The following is a 16,324-nucleotide window of genomic DNA, read 5'->3' as shown; positions in this document are numbered from 1 at the left end:
GAAACAGCTTCGGCGTTGTAAGGTTAAGCCTCACGGTTCATTAGTATCGGTTAGCTCAACGCATCGCTGCGCTTACACACCCGACCTATCAACGTCGTAGTCTTCAACGTTCCTTCAGGACCCTTAAAGGGTCAGGGAGAACTCATCTCGGGGCAAGTTTCGTGCTTAGATGCTTTCAGCACTTATCTTTTCCGCATTTAGCTACCGGGCAGTGCCATTGGCATGACAACCCGAACACCAGTGATGCGTCCACTCCGGTCCTCTCGTACTAGGAGCAGCCCCCCTCAATTCTCCAGCGCCCACGGCAGATAGGGACCGAACTGTCTCACGACGTTCTAAACCCAGCTCGCGTACCACTTTAAATGGCGAACAGCCATACCCTTGGGACCTACTTCAGCCCCAGGATGTGATGAGCCGACATCGAGGTGCCAAACACCGCCGTCGATATGAACTCTTGGGCGGTATCAGCCTGTTATCCCCGGAGTACCTTTTATCCGTTGAGCGATGGCCCTTCCATTCAGAACCACCGGATCACTATGACCTGCTTTCGCACCTGCTCGAGCCGTCACTCTCGCAGTCAAGCTAGCTTATGCCATTGCACTAACCTCCTGATGTCCGACCAGGATTAGCTAACCTTCGTGCTCCTCCGTTACTCTTTGGGAGGAGACCGCCCCAGTCAAACTACCCACCAGACACTGTCCGCAACCCGGATTACGGGTCTACGTTAGAACACCAGCCATTAAAGGGTGGTATTTCAAGGTCGGCTCCACGCAGACTGGCGTCCACGCTTCAAAGCCTCCCACCTATCCTACACATCAAGGACCAGTGTTCAGTGTCAAGCTATAGTAAAGGTTCACGGGGTCTTTCCGTCTTGCCGCGGGTACACTGCATCTTCACAGCGAGTTCAATTTCACTGAGTCTCGGGTGGAGACAGCCTGGCCATCATTACGCCATTCGTGCAGGTCGGAACTTACCCGACAAGGAATTTCGCTACCTTAGGACCGTTATAGTTACGGCCGCCGTTTACCGGGGCTTCGATCAAGAGCTTCGCGTTGCCGCTAACCCCATCAATTAACCTTCCGGCACCGGGCAGGCGTCACACCGTATACGTCCACTTTCGTGTTTGCACAGTGCTGTGTTTTTAATAAACAGTTGCAGCCAGCTGGTATCTTCGACTGATTTCAGCTCCACCCGCAGGGGCTTCACCTACATATCAGCGTGCCTTCTCCCGAAGTTACGGCACCATTTTGCCTAGTTCCTTCACCCGAGTTCTCTCAAGCGCCTTGGTATTCTCTACCTGACCACCTGTGTCGGTTTGGGGTACGATTTCGTGTTACCTGATGCTTAGAGGCTTTTCCTGGAAGCAGGGCATTTGTTACTTCAGCACCGTAGTGCCTCGTCATCACACCTCAGCGTTAAAAAGGTACCGGATTTACCTGGAACCTCCGCCTACATGCTTAAACCGGGACAACCGTCGCCCGGCTAACATAGCCTTCTCCGTCCCCCCTTCGCAGTAACACCAAGTACAGGAATATTAACCTGTTTCCCATCGACTACGCCTTTCGGCCTCGCCTTAGGGGTCGACTCACCCTGCCCCGATTAACGTTGGACAGGAACCCTTGGTCTTCCGGCGAGCGGGCTTTTCACCCGCTTTATCGTTACTTATGTCAGCATTCGCACTTCTGATACCTCCAGCATGCCTCACAGCACACCTTCAACGGCTTACAGAACGCTCCCCTACCCAACAACGCCTAAGCGTCGCTGCCGCAGCTTCGGTGCATGGTTTAGCCCCGTTACATCTTCCGCGCAGGCCGACTCGACCAGTGAGCTATTACGCTTTCTTTAAATGATGGCTGCTTCTAAGCCAACATCCTGGCTGTCTGTGCCTTCCCACATCGTTTCCCACTTAACCATGACTTTGGGACCTTAGCTGGCGGTCTGGGTTGTTTCCCTCTTCACGACGGACGTTAGCACCCGCCGTGTGTCTCCCGTGATAACATTCTTCGGTATTCGTAGTTTGCATCGGGTTGGTAAGCCGGGATGGCCCCCTAGCCGAAACAGTGCTCTACCCCCGAAGATGAGTTCACGAGGCGCTACCTAAATAGCTTTCGGGGAGAACCAGCTATCTCCCGGTTTGATTGGCCTTTCACCCCCAGCCACAAGTCATCCGCTAATTTTTCAACATTAGTCGGTTCGGTCCTCCAGTTAGTGTTACCCAACCTTCAACCTGCCCATGGCTAGATCACCGGGTTTCGGGTCTATACCCTGCAACTTAACGCCCAGTTAAGACTCGGTTTCCCTTCGGCTCCCCTATACGGTTAACCTTGCTACAGAATATAAGTCGCTGACCCATTATACAAAAGGTACGCAGTCACACCACAAGGGTGCTCCCACTGCTTGTACGTACACGGTTTCAGGTTCTTTTTCACTCCCCTCGCCGGGGTTCTTTTCGCCTTTCCCTCACGGTACTGGTTCACTATCGGTCAGTCAGGAGTATTTAGCCTTGGAGGATGGTCCCCCCATATTCAGACAGGATACCACGTGTCCCGCCCTACTCTTCGAGTTCACAACCTGTGTGCTTTCGTGTACGGGACTGTCACCCTGTACCGTGCGACTTTCCAGACGCTTCCACTAACACACAAGCTGATTCAGACTCTGGGCTGCTCCCCGTTCGCTCGCCGCTACTGGGGGAATCTCGGTTGATTTCTTTTCCTCGGGGTACTTAGATGTTTCAGTTCCCCCGGTTCGCCTCGTTAACCTATGTATTCAGTTAACGATAGTGTGACGAATCACACTGGGTTTCCCCATTCGGACATCGCCGGGTCAAAGGTTCATATCACCTCGCCGGCGCTTTTCGCAGATTAGCACGTCCTTCATCGCCTCTGACTGCCAGGGCATCCACCGTGTACGCTTAGTCGCTTAACCTCACAACCCGAAGATGTTTCACTTCTGATTGCGAAAATTTGAGAGACTCGAACACACATAACATGTGTGTCGTTTCAATTTTCAGCTTGATCCAGATTTTTAAAGAGCAAATATCTCAAACGTCACCCGAAGATGAGTTTTGAGATATGACGGCAGGTGACTTTCACTCACGAACCAGCAAGTGGCGTCCCCTAGGGGATTCGAACCCCTGTTACCGCCGTGAAAGGGCGGTGTCCTGGGCCTCTAGACGAAGGGGACGTGTAAGTCTCAATCGCAAGACGCCTTGCTATTTACTTTTCATCAGACAATCTGTGTGAGCACTACAAAGGCAGGTTCTTTAAGGTAAGGAGGTGATCCAACCGCAGGTTCCCCTACGGTTACCTTGTTACGACTTCACCCCAGTCATGAATCACAAAGTGGTAAGCGCCCTCCCGAAGGTTAAGCTACCTACTTCTTTTGCAACCCACTCCCATGGTGTGACGGGCGGTGTGTACAAGGCCCGGGAACGTATTCACCGTAGCATTCTGATCTACGATTACTAGCGATTCCGACTTCATGGAGTCGAGTTGCAGACTCCAATCCGGACTACGACGCACTTTATGAGGTCCGCTTGCTCTCGCGAGGTCGCTTCTCTTTGTATGCGCCATTGTAGCACGTGTGTAGCCCTACTCGTAAGGGCCATGATGACTTGACGTCATCCCCACCTTCCTCCAGTTTATCACTGGCAGTCTCCTTTGAGTTCCCGGCCGGACCGCTGGCAACAAAGGATAAGGGTTGCGCTCGTTGCGGGACTTAACCCAACATTTCACAACACGAGCTGACGACAGCCATGCAGCACCTGTCTCAGAGTTCCCGAAGGCACCAATCCATCTCTGGAAAGTTCTCTGGATGTCAAGAGTAGGTAAGGTTCTTCGCGTTGCATCGAATTAAACCACATGCTCCACCGCTTGTGCGGGCCCCCGTCAATTCATTTGAGTTTTAACCTTGCGGCCGTACTCCCCAGGCGGTCGACTTAACGCGTTAGCTCCGGAAGCCACGCCTCAAGGGCACAACCTCCAAGTCGACATCGTTTACGGCGTGGACTACCAGGGTATCTAATCCTGTTTGCTCCCCACGCTTTCGCACCTGAGCGTCAGTCTTTGTCCAGGGGGCCGCCTTCGCCACCGGTATTCCTCCAGATCTCTACGCATTTCACCGCTACACCTGGAATTCTACCCCCCTCTACAAGACTCTAGCCTGCCAGTTTCGAATGCAGTTCCCAGGTTGAGCCCGGGGATTTCACATCCGACTTGACAGACCGCCTGCGTGCGCTTTACGCCCAGTAATTCCGATTAACGCTTGCACCCTCCGTATTACCGCGGCTGCTGGCACGGAGTTAGCCGGTGCTTCTTCTGCGGGTAACGTCAATTGCTGAGGTTATTAACCTCAACACCTTCCTCCCCGCTGAAAGTACTTTACAACCCGAAGGCCTTCTTCATACACGCGGCATGGCTGCATCAGGCTTGCGCCCATTGTGCAATATTCCCCACTGCTGCCTCCCGTAGGAGTCTGGACCGTGTCTCAGTTCCAGTGTGGCTGGTCATCCTCTCAGACCAGCTAGGGATCGTCGCCTAGGTGAGCCGTTACCCCACCTACTAGCTAATCCCATCTGGGCACATCTGATGGCAAGAGGCCCGAAGGTCCCCCTCTTTGGTCTTGCGACGTTATGCGGTATTAGCTACCGTTTCCAGTAGTTATCCCCCTCCATCAGGCAGTTTCCCAGACATTACTCACCCGTCCGCCGCTCGCCGGCAAAGTAGCAAGCTACTTTCCGCTGCCGCTCGACTTGCATGTGTTAGGCCTGCCGCCAGCGTTCAATCTGAGCCATGATCAAACTCTTCAATTTAAGTTTGATGCTCGTGAATTAAACTTCGTAATGAATTACGTATGTTCACTCAGAGACTTGGTATTCATTTTTCGTCTTGCGACGTTAAGAATCCATGTCACTTTGAGTGCCCACACAGATTGTCTGATAAATTGTTAAAGAGCAGTGCCGCTTCGCTTTTCGCAGCGGCGCGGGGTGTGCATATTACGCTTTCCCGCTTCAGAGTCAAGTGATTAATTTCGCTTTTCTCTGCTGACCTGGCGGCGTGTGTGCCGTTGTTCCGTGTCAGTGGAGGCGCATTATAGGGAGTAATTCCGAAGCTGCAAGGATAAAGTGACATTTATTTACTGACTGCTCACTTTCCAGGCAAATCTTACTCCAGACCTCAATTTTCGCCTGGTTTTTAAACAAAAACGAGCCGCAAGCGGCTCGTTTTTGCGTTTTGTGACTTACTGCACTGCCACAATACGATCGTCGTTGGCTTCCAGACGAATAACTTTGCCCGGAATCAACTCTCCGGAGAGGATCTGCTGCGCCAGCGGGTTTTCGATCTGCTGCTGGATAGCACGTTTCAATGGACGCGCACCGTACACCGGATCGTAACCATTCTCGCTCAGCAGCTTCAGGGCCTCGTCGGAGATGTGAATTTCATATCCACGCTCTTCCAGACGTTTGTACAGACGCTGCAGCTGGATCTGCGCAATCGACGCAATGTGTTTCTCACCCAGAGGATGGAATACCACCACTTCATCAATACGGTTGATGAACTCAGGACGGAAGTTATGGCTCACGACACCGAGCACCAGATCCTTCATATGGCTATAGTCCAGTTCACCGAAACGTTCCTGAATCAAATCGGAACCCAGGTTCGAGGTCATGATGACAACCGTATTACGGAAGTCGACCGTTCTCCCCTGTCCGTCGGTCAGACGGCCATCATCCAGCACCTGAAGCAGGATGTTGAACACATCAGGGTGCGCTTTTTCCACTTCATCCAGCAGGATGACGGAATAAGGGCGACGGCGAACGGCTTCCGTCAGATACCCCCCTTCTTCATAACCAACGTATCCCGGAGGCGCGCCGACCAGACGTGAGACGGAATGTTTCTCCATAAACTCGGACATGTCGATACGTACCATCGCATCGTCGCTGTCGAACATAAAGTTAGCCAGCGCTTTACACAGCTCGGTTTTACCGACCCCCGTCGGTCCCAGGAACAGGAACGAACCAATCGGACGGTTTGGATCGGACAGCCCTGCACGACTACGACGAATAGCGTTCGAAACCGCTTCAACCGCTTCGTTCTGGCCAATCACCCGATTGTGTAGATCTTGCTCCATGCGCAGCAGTTTTTCACGCTCGCCTTCCAGCATGCGCGCCACCGGAATACCGGTCCAGCGAGCAAGCACTTCTGCGATTTCTGCATCCGTCACCTTATTACGTAACAGACGCATCGTTTTCCCTTCTGACTGCGTCGCTATCTCAAGCTGTTTTTCCAGCTCAGGAATTTTGCCGTACTGCAGTTCAGACATCCGCGCCAGATCGCCGACACGGCGAGCCTGCTCAATGGCAATTTTGGCCTGTTCGAGTTCAGCTTTAATGGTCTGAGTGCCGGAAAGGGATGCTTTCTCGGCTTTCCACTCTTCTTCCAGCTCAGAATACTGGCGCTCTTTATCGTCCAGTTCTTCATTGAGCATATCCAGGCGTTTCTTACTGGCTTCATCAGACTCTTTCTTCAGCGCCTGCTGTTCCAGCTTGAGCTGAATGATGCGTCGGTCGAGCCTGTCCAGCTCTTCCGGTTTCGAGTCAATCTGCATACGAATGCTCGAAGCCGCTTCATCAATAAGGTCGATCGCTTTATCCGGCAGCTGGCGGTCAGCAATGTAACGGTGTGAAAGCGTCGCTGCCGCAACGATAGCCGGGTCAGTGATCTGCACGTGGTGGTGCAGTTCATAGCGCTCCTTCAAACCACGCAGGATCGCGATGGTATCTTCAACGCTTGGCTCAGCAACAAACACTTTCTGGAAACGACGTTCCAGCGCAGCATCTTTCTCAATGTACTGACGGTACTCGTCGAGCGTGGTGGCACCGACGCAGTGGAGTTCACCGCGCGCCAGCGCAGGTTTCAGCATGTTCCCGGCATCCATCGCGCCGTCCGCTTTACCCGCACCGACCATAGTGTGCAGTTCGTCGATGAACAGAATGACGTTGCCTTCCTGCTTCGCCAGGTCGTTAAGCACGCCTTTCAGACGCTCCTCAAACTCACCGCGGTATTTCGCACCGGCCACCAGCGCGCCCATATCCAGCGCCAGTACGCGGCGGCCTTTCAGGCCTTCCGGCACTTCGCCGTTGACGATACGCTGCGCCAGCCCTTCAACGATGGCGGTTTTACCGACACCCGGTTCACCAATCAGCACCGGGTTGTTCTTGGTACGACGCTGCAGTACCTGAATCGTACGGCGGATTTCTTCGTCACGGCCGATAACCGGATCAAGTTTGCCCTGTTCAGCACGCTCGGTCAGATCGACCGTAAATTTCTTCAAAGCCTGACGTTGGTCTTCGGCTCCCTGATCGTTCACGCTTTCACCTCCGCGCATTTTCTCAATCGCCTGAGTCACATTGGCGGTGGTCGCACCGGCAGATTTCAGCAGGTCGGTCAAGGTACCGCGTGATTCAAGCGCCGCCAGAACAAACAGCTCTGACGAAATAAAGTTGTCCCCACGTTTTTGCGCCAGCTTGTCGCAAAGGTTAAGCACGCGCACCAAATCCTGAGACGGCTGAACGTCGCCGCCGGTACCTTCTACCTGCGGTAAACGGCTCAGCGCCTGATCGATAGCGGTGCGTAACTGGCCAGCATTAATGCCAGCGGACGTTAATAAAGGACGTACCGATCCCCCTTCCTGATTCAGCAAGGCGCTCATTAAATGAAGAGGTTCGATAAATTGGTTGTCGTGCCCCAGTGCGAGGGACTGGGCATCGGCGAGAGCAAGCTGGAATTTATTAGTAAGACGATCCAGACGCATAACTCCTCCCATAACAGGTCAAATTTGCTACTGGAGATTAAATGAGGTCATCCCTCAATTATTCAAGGTTAATGACCTGAATTATGTGAAAAGAAAACGGCACGTACCGGATCGTCTTGATTCTTTAGGTTATATCAGCCAAATGAAACTTGCCATACGCCCCGTGGTCTTGTCGCGACGATAGGAGAAAAAATCACCCTTTTCGGTGAATGTGCAGCGATCGCCGCCGAAGATCTGCGTCACGCCAACGTTATTCAGACGCTGACGGGCGAGCTGGTAAATATCGGCCAGATATTTATCCCCCGAAGGCAGGAAGGCTTCAACCGCTTGCGGATCTTTTTCCATAAAGGCTTCGCGAACCTCTGGCCCCACTTCGAAAGCGCGAGGACCAATGGCCGGGCCAAGCCAGGCCATAATATTGGCTGGCTCATCGCTAAAGCAGGCGACAGTTTCTTCGAGCACGCCTTCACACAGACCACGCCAGCCCGCGTGTGCTGCAGCCACCTCGGTACCTGCACGGTTACAGAACAGAACCGGCAGACAATCGGCGGTCATCACGGCACAAACGGTTCCCGGAGTATTACTGTAAGAGGCATCAGCGCGTTTAGAAGCATAGGGTTCTCCCGTCAACTTCAGCACCGCGTTACCATGAACCTGTTCCAGCCAGACCGGTTTCGACGGCAAGTTCCCCGCAGCAAACAGACGTCTGCGGTTCTCTTCAACATGTTCCAGGTTGTCGCCACAGTGCGCACCGAGGTTCAAAGACTCCCACGCGCCCTGGCTAACACCGCCAATACGGGTTGAACTGCAGGCGGCCACGCCTGCAGGCAATGGCCACTCCGGGACAATCAGTTTGGTCATAACCAGTCCACTTGATCCTTATGTTCTTCGAAATCAGCACGCATGGCGTCAATAAGGTCCACCATATCCTGCGGGATAGGCGCATGCCATTCCATCTGAATACCGGTGATAGGGTGGTAAAGACGCAGCATAGTCGCGTGCAGCGCCTGGCGATCGAATTTACGCAATACGCTGATGAACTCATCCGATGCGCCTTTAGGTGGACGCGGACGACCACCGTATACCTGATCCCCGACCAGCGGATGGGTAATGTGGGCCATATGCACGCGGATCTGGTGAGTACGTCCGGTTTCCAGACGCAGACGCAGGCGCGTATGAATACGGAAGTGCTCCATAATGCGATAGTGCGTCACCGCCGGTTTACCCATCGGATGCACCGACATATGGGTACGTTTAGTTGGGTGACGGCTGATTGGCTCTTCCACCGTTCCGCCAGAGGTCATATGCCCAATGGCTACCGCTTCATACTCGCGGGTGATTTCGCGCAGCTGCAGCGATTCCACCAGACGGGTTTGAGCAGGAACGGTCTTCGCCACCACCATCAAACCGGTGGTGTCTTTATCCAGACGGTGCACGATGCCCGCGCGCGGGACATCCGCGATCGGCGGATAATAATGGAGAAGTGCGTTAAGTACCGTACCGTCAGGGTTCCCCGCGCCCGGATGAACAACCAGGTCGCGCGGCTTGTTGATCACCAGAATGTCATCATCTTCATAGACGATGTCCAGTGGGATATCCTGCGGCTCGAAGCGGATTTCCTCTTCGATTTCAGCATTGATGGCGACAGCTTCCCCACCTAACACTTTCTCTTTTGGTTTGTCCCAGATCTTGCCGTTTACCAGCACGCGCTGGTCAAGGATCCATTCTTTTATGCGTGAACGCGAATAATCAGGGAACAATTCGGCCAAAGCCTGATCTAAGCGTTGACCGAGCTGATTTTCGGAGACTGTTGCGGTGAGTTCTACTCGTTGTGCCATAAACTGCTTCTTCGTTTAACGTTGGGTTTTACGGCTTTGCCGTTTAATATAGTGTGCTATTGTAGCTGGTCTTAATCGGGAGCAGGAACAGAGTTTCTCCCGGACAAACATTTGAGGAAAGTCAAAACGTCATGACGCGCATGAAATATCTGGTGGCAGCGGCCACGTTGAGCCTGGCTTTGGTGGGCTGCTCCGGTTCAAATGAACAGGTCCCTGACAATCCGCCGAATGAAATCTATGCGACTGCACAACAAAAGTTGCAGGACGGTAACTGGAAACAGGCGATAACGCAACTGGAAGCGTTGGATAATCGCTATCCATTTGGTCCATATTCGCAGCAGGTACAGTTAGATCTCATCTACGCATACTATAAAAATGCCGACCTGCCGCTGGCTCAGGCAACTATCGATCGTTTCATGCGTCTGAACCCGACTCATCCTAACATCGACTATGTGATGTACATGCGCGGCCTCACCAACATGGCGCTGGACGACAGTGCGCTGCAGGGCTTCTTCGGCGTGGATCGTTCAGACCGTGACCCGCAGCATGCGCGTGATGCCTTCAATGACTTCTCCAAGCTGGTGCGCGGCTATCCGAACAGTCAGTACGTGACTGACGCCACCAAACGTCTGGTGTTCCTGAAAGATCGTCTGGCGAAATATGAATACTCCGTAGCGGAATACTATACCCGTCGTGGCGCATGGGTCGCCGTGGTTAACCGCGTAGAAGGTATGCTGCGTGATTATCCGGATACTCAGGCAACGCGCGACGGCCTGAAGCTGATGGAAAATGCTTACCGTCAGATGCAGATGACCGCTCAGGCTGAAAAAGTGGCGAAAATCATCGCCGCGAACAGCAGCAACACCTGATATTGCCTCAATGCAAAACGGCAGCCCGAAGGCTGCCGTTTTTTTATTCATTTTAGCGCGTCGCTGAAGCGCTTAAGCCTCAACACATCCAGTCAACTATGGCCCCAATTTTTGCCTTCGACAAGGTAAATCTCACCTCTTCCTGCCCTGCCTCACAAAAAAGATTCCCTGACAAAAACCGACAAAATAACGTGATCTAAATCACACATTTTGACATTAGGTCGGGTATGCTGGAATCACCAAGACGGAAAGACAAGAGGTAAAATTTATGACAATGAACATTACCAGTAAACAAATGGAAATTACTCCGGCAATCCGCCAGCACGTCGCAGACCGTCTCGCCAAACTGGATAAATGGCAAACTCATTTGATTAATCCACATATCATCCTGTCCAAGGAGCCGCAGGGTTTCATCGCTGACGCAACTATCAATACTCCAAACGGCCATCTGGTCGCCAGCGCAAAACACGAGGATATGTACACAGCAATTAACGATTTGATCAACAAGCTGGAACGGCAGCTCAATAAAGTGCAACACAAAGGTGAAGCCCGTCGCGCCGCAACATCGGTGAAAGACGCCAGCTTCGCGGAAGAAGTTGAAGAAGAGTAATCCTTTAAATTGAGTGTACCGCCAACGCGCCTTCGGGCGCGTTTTTTGTTTTTTATTGACAGGGTGAAAACAGTACGGGTACTTTAACGGTATCAATCACAGGATGACTTTATGAAACTTACGCCGTTCTTCTTCGCATTCTTTTTTACCTTCCCCTGAACGGGAGGCGTTTCGTCGTGTGGTAAAGAATGCGAAGACGAACAACAAGGCCTCCCACACCGGGGGGCCTTTTTTATTGATAACGATAAAATGAGACAGGCAACACTATGACACCGGAAAACCCGTTACTGGATCTGCGAGTAAAAATCAGCGCGCTGGATGAGAAACTGCTGGCGCTGCTGGCCGAACGCCGCACCCTTGCCGTTGAAGTGGGCAAAGCCAAGCTGGACTCCCATCGCCCGGTACGCGATATCGACCGCGAGCGCGATCTGCTGGAACGTCTCATTCAGCTCGGCAAATCGCATCACCTCGATGCCCACTACATTACCCGGTTGTTCCAGCTCATCATCGAAGACTCCGTTCTCACTCAGCAAGCGCTGCTCCAGCAGCATCTGAACAAAACCAATCCACACTCTGCGCGTATCGCCTTCCTCGGTCCGAAGGGATCTTATTCTCACCTGGCCGCACGTCAGTATGCCGCACGCCATTTCGAAGAATTTATTGAGAGCGGCTGCGCGAAGTTTGCCGACATTTTTAATCAGGTTGAGACCGGCCAGGCGGATTACGCCGTCGTACCTATTGAAAACACCAGCTCCGGCGCCATCAACGACGTTTACGATTTGCTGCAGCACACCAGCCTGTCGCTGGTTGGCGAGCTGACGATCCCTATCGATCACTGCGTGCTGGTATCCGGCTCAACGGACCTGAGCAAGATCGAAACGGTTTACAGTCATCCACAGCCGTTCCAGCAGTGCAGCCAGTTCCTGAACCGCTATCCGAGCTGGAAAATTGAGTACACCGAAAGCACCTCGGCGGCGATGGAAAAAGTGGCGCAGGCTAACACCCCAACCGTCGCCGCGCTCGGCAGCGAAGCAGGCGGGGCGCTGTATGGTTTACAGGTGCTGGAACGCAACCTGGCGAACCAGACGCAAAATATCACCCGCTTCGTGGTGCTGGCACGCAAGGCAATCAATGTGTCAGACCAGGTGCCGGCCAAAACCACGCTGCTGATGGCGACCGGCCAACAGGCCGGGGCGCTGGTTGAAGCCCTGCTGGTGCTGCGTAACCACAACCTGATCATGACCAGGCTGGAATCACGCCCAATCCACGGTAACCCGTGGGAAGAGATGTTCTACCTCGATATCCAGGCCAACCTGGAATCTGCTTCCATGCAGAAGGCCCTGCGCGAACTGGGCGAGATCACGCGTTCCATGAAGGTGCTGGGCTGCTATCCGAGCGAAAACGTGGTCCCGGTTGACCCGGCTTAACGTTCGATGAACCGGCTTTTCTTCATCCCTGCCACGTTCACCGGCAGGGTGAAGATGGCGCCGGAGAGCGGATACTTCGCCACCTCGTCTGCATCCATATTTTCCCGCGTGGTGGTAATAAACAGCGTTTTCATGTCATCGCCCCCAAAGCAGACCATCGTCGGGCAACGCACCGGCATGCGGTATTCTTCCAGCTGCTCCCCTTGCGGAGAAAAACGCGCAATACGCCAGCCGCCAAACAGCGCGCTCCAGTAGCAGCCTTCCACATCCATGGCCGCGCCGTCCGGTATCCCTTCGCCCTCTTTAAACTGACGAAACACCTCACGCCTGCCGGGTTCGCCCTTCTCATCAAGCTGCGTTCGGTAAATAACGCCGTTTGGCGTATCTGAAGTAAACATCCATTGATTATCAGGGCTAAACGCTAAGCCGTTGTGGCCGTGAATATCACACTGGATCACTTTCGGCGTCAGGTCGTTGTCGATGCGCATCAGCAGGGCACCGTTATAATCTCCCGGCCCCCAAAACGTGCCCGCGTAGAATCGTCCCAGAGAATCGGTGCCGCCGTCGTTAAAGCGTGCGAGCTGCGGGTTAGAGGGGTTATCGCACACCTTGCGGCGCAGCAGGCCGTGTTTATCGGTCAGCCAGATACCCGTTCGCATCGCAACGATAAAACCACCCTGCTCGCGCAGCGCGAAACAGCCCACCTCCTCATGGAAAGAGAGTACGGTGTGTTCTGCCGTCGGCAGATGGTAGCGGTGGATCTCCCCTTCCAGAATATCGGCCCAGTAGAGCGCGCGCTCTTCTGCGCTCCACGTCGGGCACTCAGGCAGATGCCCGGTGTAATTCAACAGCAGCTGCGGTTCGGCCATGACAGTTCCCCAAAATAAAAAAAGCCAGCATTGCTGGCTTTCAGTATATACATCATCGCATTACTGGCGACTGTCATTTGCCTGGCGCAACAGCGTCCGGCTCTCACTCTGGAAACGCTGCGCGTAATCGCCAAACCAGTGCTCAACCTTGCGGAAACTGTCGATAAACGCCTGCTTGTCTCCGTGCTCCAGCAGCGTAATGGCTTCGCCAAAGCGCTGATAGTAGCGCTTGATGAGCGCCAGATTGTTCTCGGAGGACATAATAATGTCCGCGTAAAGCTGCGGATCCTGAGCAAACAGACGCCCGACCATCGCCAGCTCCAGACGATAGATAGGTGAAGAGAGCGCCAGCAGCTGTTCAAGCTGCACGTTCTCTTCCGCCAGATGCAGACCGTAGGCAAACGTCGCAAAGTGGCGCAGCGCCTGAATGAACGCCATGTTCTGATCGTGCTCGACCGCGCTGATGCGGTGCAGTCGCGCGCCCCATACCTGAATCTGTTCCAGGAACCACTGATAGGCTTCCGGCTGACGACCGTCGCAGTAAACCACCACCTGCTTAGCCAGGCTGCCGCTGTCCGGGCCAAACATCGGGTGCAGACCCAGCACCGGGCCCGTATGCGCAGCCAGCATCGCCTGCAGCGGACCATTTTTGACGGAGGCCAAATCCACCAGGATACAATCTTTCGGTAAAGCAGGAAGCTTCCCGATGATCTGCTCCGTCACGTGGATCGGCACGCTGACGATAACCATCCCGGCATCTTTCATGAGTTCCGGAGCATGCGCCCAGTCCTCTTTTTCCAGAATGCGCACCTGATAGCCAGAAAGCGTCAGCATTTTTTCAAACAGACGCCCCATCTGTCCTGCCCCGCCGACAATCACCACCGGCCGCAGGGACGGACAAAGGGTTTTAAAACCCTTGTCGTTTTCGCTGGAATAGGATTCCCGCATCACGCGACGCAGAACATCTTCAATTAAATCCGGCGAAACGCCCAGCGCCTGGGCCTCTTTGCGACGAGAGGCCAGCATTGAGGCTTCGCGCTCCGGGACGTAAATCGGCAGGCCGTATTTGCTTTTCACCTCACCGACTTCGGCAACCAGCGCCATGCGGCGCGCCAGCAGGTCCAGCAGCGCCTTATCCACTTCATCAATTTGATCGCGCAGTGCGGTCAATTCAGCAACCATAACTAACCTCTTAAGCCAGACGCGTCGCCAGCTGGCCTTTCAAATCTTTGTGGATCTCACGCAGCAGCGCATCGGTGGTTTCCCAGCTGATGCAGGCATCCGTCACGGAGACGCCGTGCTTCATTGCACTGCGCGGTTGTTCAGATGATTGATTGCCTTCATGAATATTGCTCTCAATCATCAGACCGATAATCGAACGGTTGCCATCTTTGATCTGTGCGACCACGGATTCCGCAACCGCAGGCTGGCGACGGTAATCTTTATTTGAATTACCATGACTGCAATCTACCATCAGTGCCGGGCGCAGTCCCGCCTGCTCCATCTCTTTTTCACACTGTGCCACGTCCGCCGGGCTGTAGTTAGGTGCTTTCCCGCCGCGCAGGATCACATGGCCGTCCGGGTTACCCTGCGTTTGCAGGAGGCAGACCTGGCCCGCCTGGTTGATACCAACGAAACGGTGCGGCATCGCAGCAGCGCGCATGGCGTTGATCGCCGTCGCCAGGCTGCCATCGGTACCGTTTTTAAAGCCAACCGGCATTGACAGGCCAGACGCCATCTCGCGGTGGGTTTGCGATTCCGTGGTACGCGCGCCAATCGCCGACCAGCTGAACAGATCGCCCAGGTACTGCGGGCTGTTCGGGTCCAGCGCTTCGGTTGCCAGCGGCAGTCCCATGCTGACCAGCTCCACCAGCAGGCGACGCGCAATCTTCAGGCCTGCTTCCACATCAAACGAGCCATCCATGTGCGGATCGTTAATCAACCCTTTCCAGCCGACGGTCGTACGTGGCTTCTCAAAATAGACGCGCATCACCAGATAGAGGCTATCGCTGACCTCCTCCGCTAACGCTTTAAATCGACGAGCATATTCAATGGCGGTTTCAGGATCGTGAATGGAGCAAGGACCGCATACCACCAGCAGGCGCGGATCGCGGCCGGCGATAATGTCAGAAATGGTCTGGCGAGAGTGCTCGATCTGAGCCTCCTGCGCGACGCTCAGCGGAAATTCCGCTTTCAGTTGATCCGGAGTGATTAACACCTGTTCGTCAGTGATATGTACGTTGTTCAGCGCGTCTTTTTGCATGATGGCGATCCTGTAAAGCTCGTTTGCGATAGTTGTTTTCCTCAATGAGGTGAAACCACGATACCATAAAAAGTAAACATTTCAATCCAAAATACGTACACATTACTTTACACATGCCAATTTATTGCAAAAATCAGCCGATAAAAACGTAAACTTTAAATTACAGACAGGTTTTCTTTAGCCAGGCTATGCTGAAGAAAAAAGGAGAATGGCTATGCGTTCAATTGCTCTCGCGCTGTTGTCGCTGTTTTTAACGGGCTGTCAGATCAATCCTTACACCTTCCAGCCCGACTGGACCAGCCCATCCTGGTTTGATGCAGGTAAAGAAGACGCCATGAATGGCCTGCCGGTTAAAGATAACCAGGCCCTGGCCGATAGTTTTAACGACACACACGTTGATCGTAGTGAATATCTTCGCGGCTATGCTGATGGTCAGAAGAAAATCTGCGAAGAAGGGTTTATTCACGCCTGGGGATTAGCAGGCAAATCTTTCCCTGCCAGTTGCGATACAGCCGAAAACGCGGCAAAACTGCGTGCGTCATGGCAGCAAGGGATGGATGAAAGTATGCGCTCCAGCAGACTGAATTAATCTATTTTTATCCACCGGAAAATAAACAACTGTAGGATTTAGCTTAG

General features: G+C 53.6%; 11 protein-coding genes, 1 tRNA gene, 2 rRNA genes and 1 other annotated feature. Of the genes, 5 read left to right on the top strand and 9 right to left on the bottom strand.

Annotation, left to right across the window (positions count from 1 at the left end; all coding sequences use genetic code 11):
* Positions 1 to 19 precede the first annotated feature (19 nt).
* From FOY96_RS04960 to rluD, 6 genes are all read right to left on the bottom strand, one after another.
* A 23S ribosomal RNA gene (locus FOY96_RS04960) occupies positions 20 to 2,925 on the bottom strand.
* A gap of 182 nt (positions 2,926 to 3,107) precedes the next feature.
* A tRNA-Glu gene (locus FOY96_RS04955) sits at positions 3,108 to 3,183 on the bottom strand.
* 85 nt (positions 3,184 to 3,268) lie between these two features.
* A 16S ribosomal RNA gene (locus FOY96_RS04950) occupies positions 3,269 to 4,810 on the bottom strand.
* Together the 16S and 23S rRNA genes with 1 tRNA gene alongside form the textbook arrangement of a ribosomal RNA operon.
* A 428-nt stretch (positions 4,811 to 5,238) precedes the next feature.
* Entirely contained in the window at positions 5,239 to 7,812 is a 2,574-nt protein-coding gene (clpB, locus tag FOY96_RS04945; protein WP_023308864.1) for an ATP-dependent chaperone ClpB, read from the bottom strand.
* A gap of 129 nt (positions 7,813 to 7,941) precedes the next feature.
* Complete coding sequence (yfiH, locus tag FOY96_RS04940; RefSeq protein ID WP_143346587.1) at positions 7,942 to 8,673, bottom strand: purine nucleoside phosphorylase YfiH; 732 nt, start codon at positions 8,671 to 8,673, stop codon at positions 7,942 to 7,944.
* Positions 8,670 to 9,650, bottom strand: coding sequence for a 23S rRNA pseudouridine(1911/1915/1917) synthase RluD (rluD, locus tag FOY96_RS04935; protein WP_023308866.1), 981 nt, complete (start codon positions 9,648 to 9,650; stop codon positions 8,670 to 8,672). The genes yfiH and rluD overlap by 4 nt, the downstream gene beginning before the upstream one ends.
* A gap of 131 nt (positions 9,651 to 9,781) precedes the next feature.
* Between rluD and bamD the strand changes: the two genes are divergently transcribed.
* The 4 genes from bamD (at position 9,782) to pheA (ending at position 12,556) form a co-directional block, all read left to right on the top strand.
* Positions 9,782 to 10,519: an outer membrane protein assembly factor BamD gene (gene bamD / locus FOY96_RS04930; protein ID WP_023308867.1), complete on the top strand. Its 738-nt coding sequence runs from the start codon at positions 9,782 to 9,784 to the stop codon at positions 10,517 to 10,519.
* Between the two features lie 268 nt (positions 10,520 to 10,787).
* A complete protein-coding gene (gene raiA, locus FOY96_RS04925; protein ID WP_003863162.1) occupies positions 10,788 to 11,129 on the top strand; it encodes a ribosome-associated translation inhibitor RaiA in 342 nt (113 codons plus the stop codon).
* Between the two features lie 110 nt (positions 11,130 to 11,239).
* Positions 11,240 to 11,365: a sequence feature (Phe leader region), on the top strand.
* Positions 11,241 to 11,288: a pheA operon leader peptide PheL gene (pheL, locus tag FOY96_RS04920; RefSeq protein WP_100249759.1), complete on the top strand. Its 48-nt coding sequence runs from the start codon at positions 11,241 to 11,243 to the stop codon at positions 11,286 to 11,288. Its footprint overlaps the feature before it by 48 nt.
* A 30-nt stretch (positions 11,366 to 11,395) precedes the next feature.
* On the top strand, positions 11,396 to 12,556 hold the full coding sequence (pheA, locus tag FOY96_RS04915) for a bifunctional chorismate mutase/prephenate dehydratase (protein WP_096151144.1): 1,161 nt from the start codon (positions 11,396 to 11,398) through the stop codon (positions 12,554 to 12,556).
* Here the strand turns inward: pheA and FOY96_RS04910 are convergent.
* The 3 genes from FOY96_RS04910 to aroF are packed head-to-tail and all read right to left on the bottom strand — an operon-like array spanning position 12,553 to position 15,688.
* The gene (locus FOY96_RS04910; protein WP_064673563.1) at positions 12,553 to 13,425 is read right to left on the bottom strand and encodes an SMP-30/gluconolactonase/LRE family protein; all 873 of its coding nucleotides are present in this window, start codon (positions 13,423 to 13,425) and stop codon (positions 12,553 to 12,555) included. The two genes, pheA and FOY96_RS04910, sit on opposite strands and share 4 nt — an antisense overlap.
* Positions 13,426 to 13,485: 60 nt before the next feature.
* Positions 13,486 to 14,607 (bottom strand): bifunctional chorismate mutase/prephenate dehydrogenase, encoded by a 1,122-nt coding sequence (gene tyrA / locus FOY96_RS04905; protein WP_033146250.1) that lies wholly within the window; start codon positions 14,605 to 14,607, stop codon positions 13,486 to 13,488.
* A gap of 10 nt (positions 14,608 to 14,617) precedes the next feature.
* Positions 14,618 to 15,688, bottom strand: a complete 1,071-nt coding sequence (gene aroF, locus FOY96_RS04900) for a 3-deoxy-7-phosphoheptulonate synthase AroF (protein WP_033146251.1) — start codon at positions 15,686 to 15,688, stop codon at positions 14,618 to 14,620.
* A gap of 214 nt (positions 15,689 to 15,902) precedes the next feature.
* On the opposite strand from aroF, the gene FOY96_RS04895 reads away from it, so the two are divergent.
* The gene (locus FOY96_RS04895) at positions 15,903 to 16,277 is read left to right on the top strand and encodes a DUF2799 domain-containing protein (RefSeq protein ID WP_064673562.1); all 375 of its coding nucleotides are present in this window, start codon (positions 15,903 to 15,905) and stop codon (positions 16,275 to 16,277) included.
* The last annotated feature ends 47 nt before the right edge of the window (positions 16,278 to 16,324 follow it).

This window comes from Enterobacter asburiae (assembly GCF_007035645.1).
Lineage (GTDB): Bacteria > Pseudomonadota > Gammaproteobacteria > Enterobacterales > Enterobacteriaceae > Enterobacter > Enterobacter asburiae_B.
This window is presented reverse-complemented; position numbering and strand designations above follow the sequence as displayed.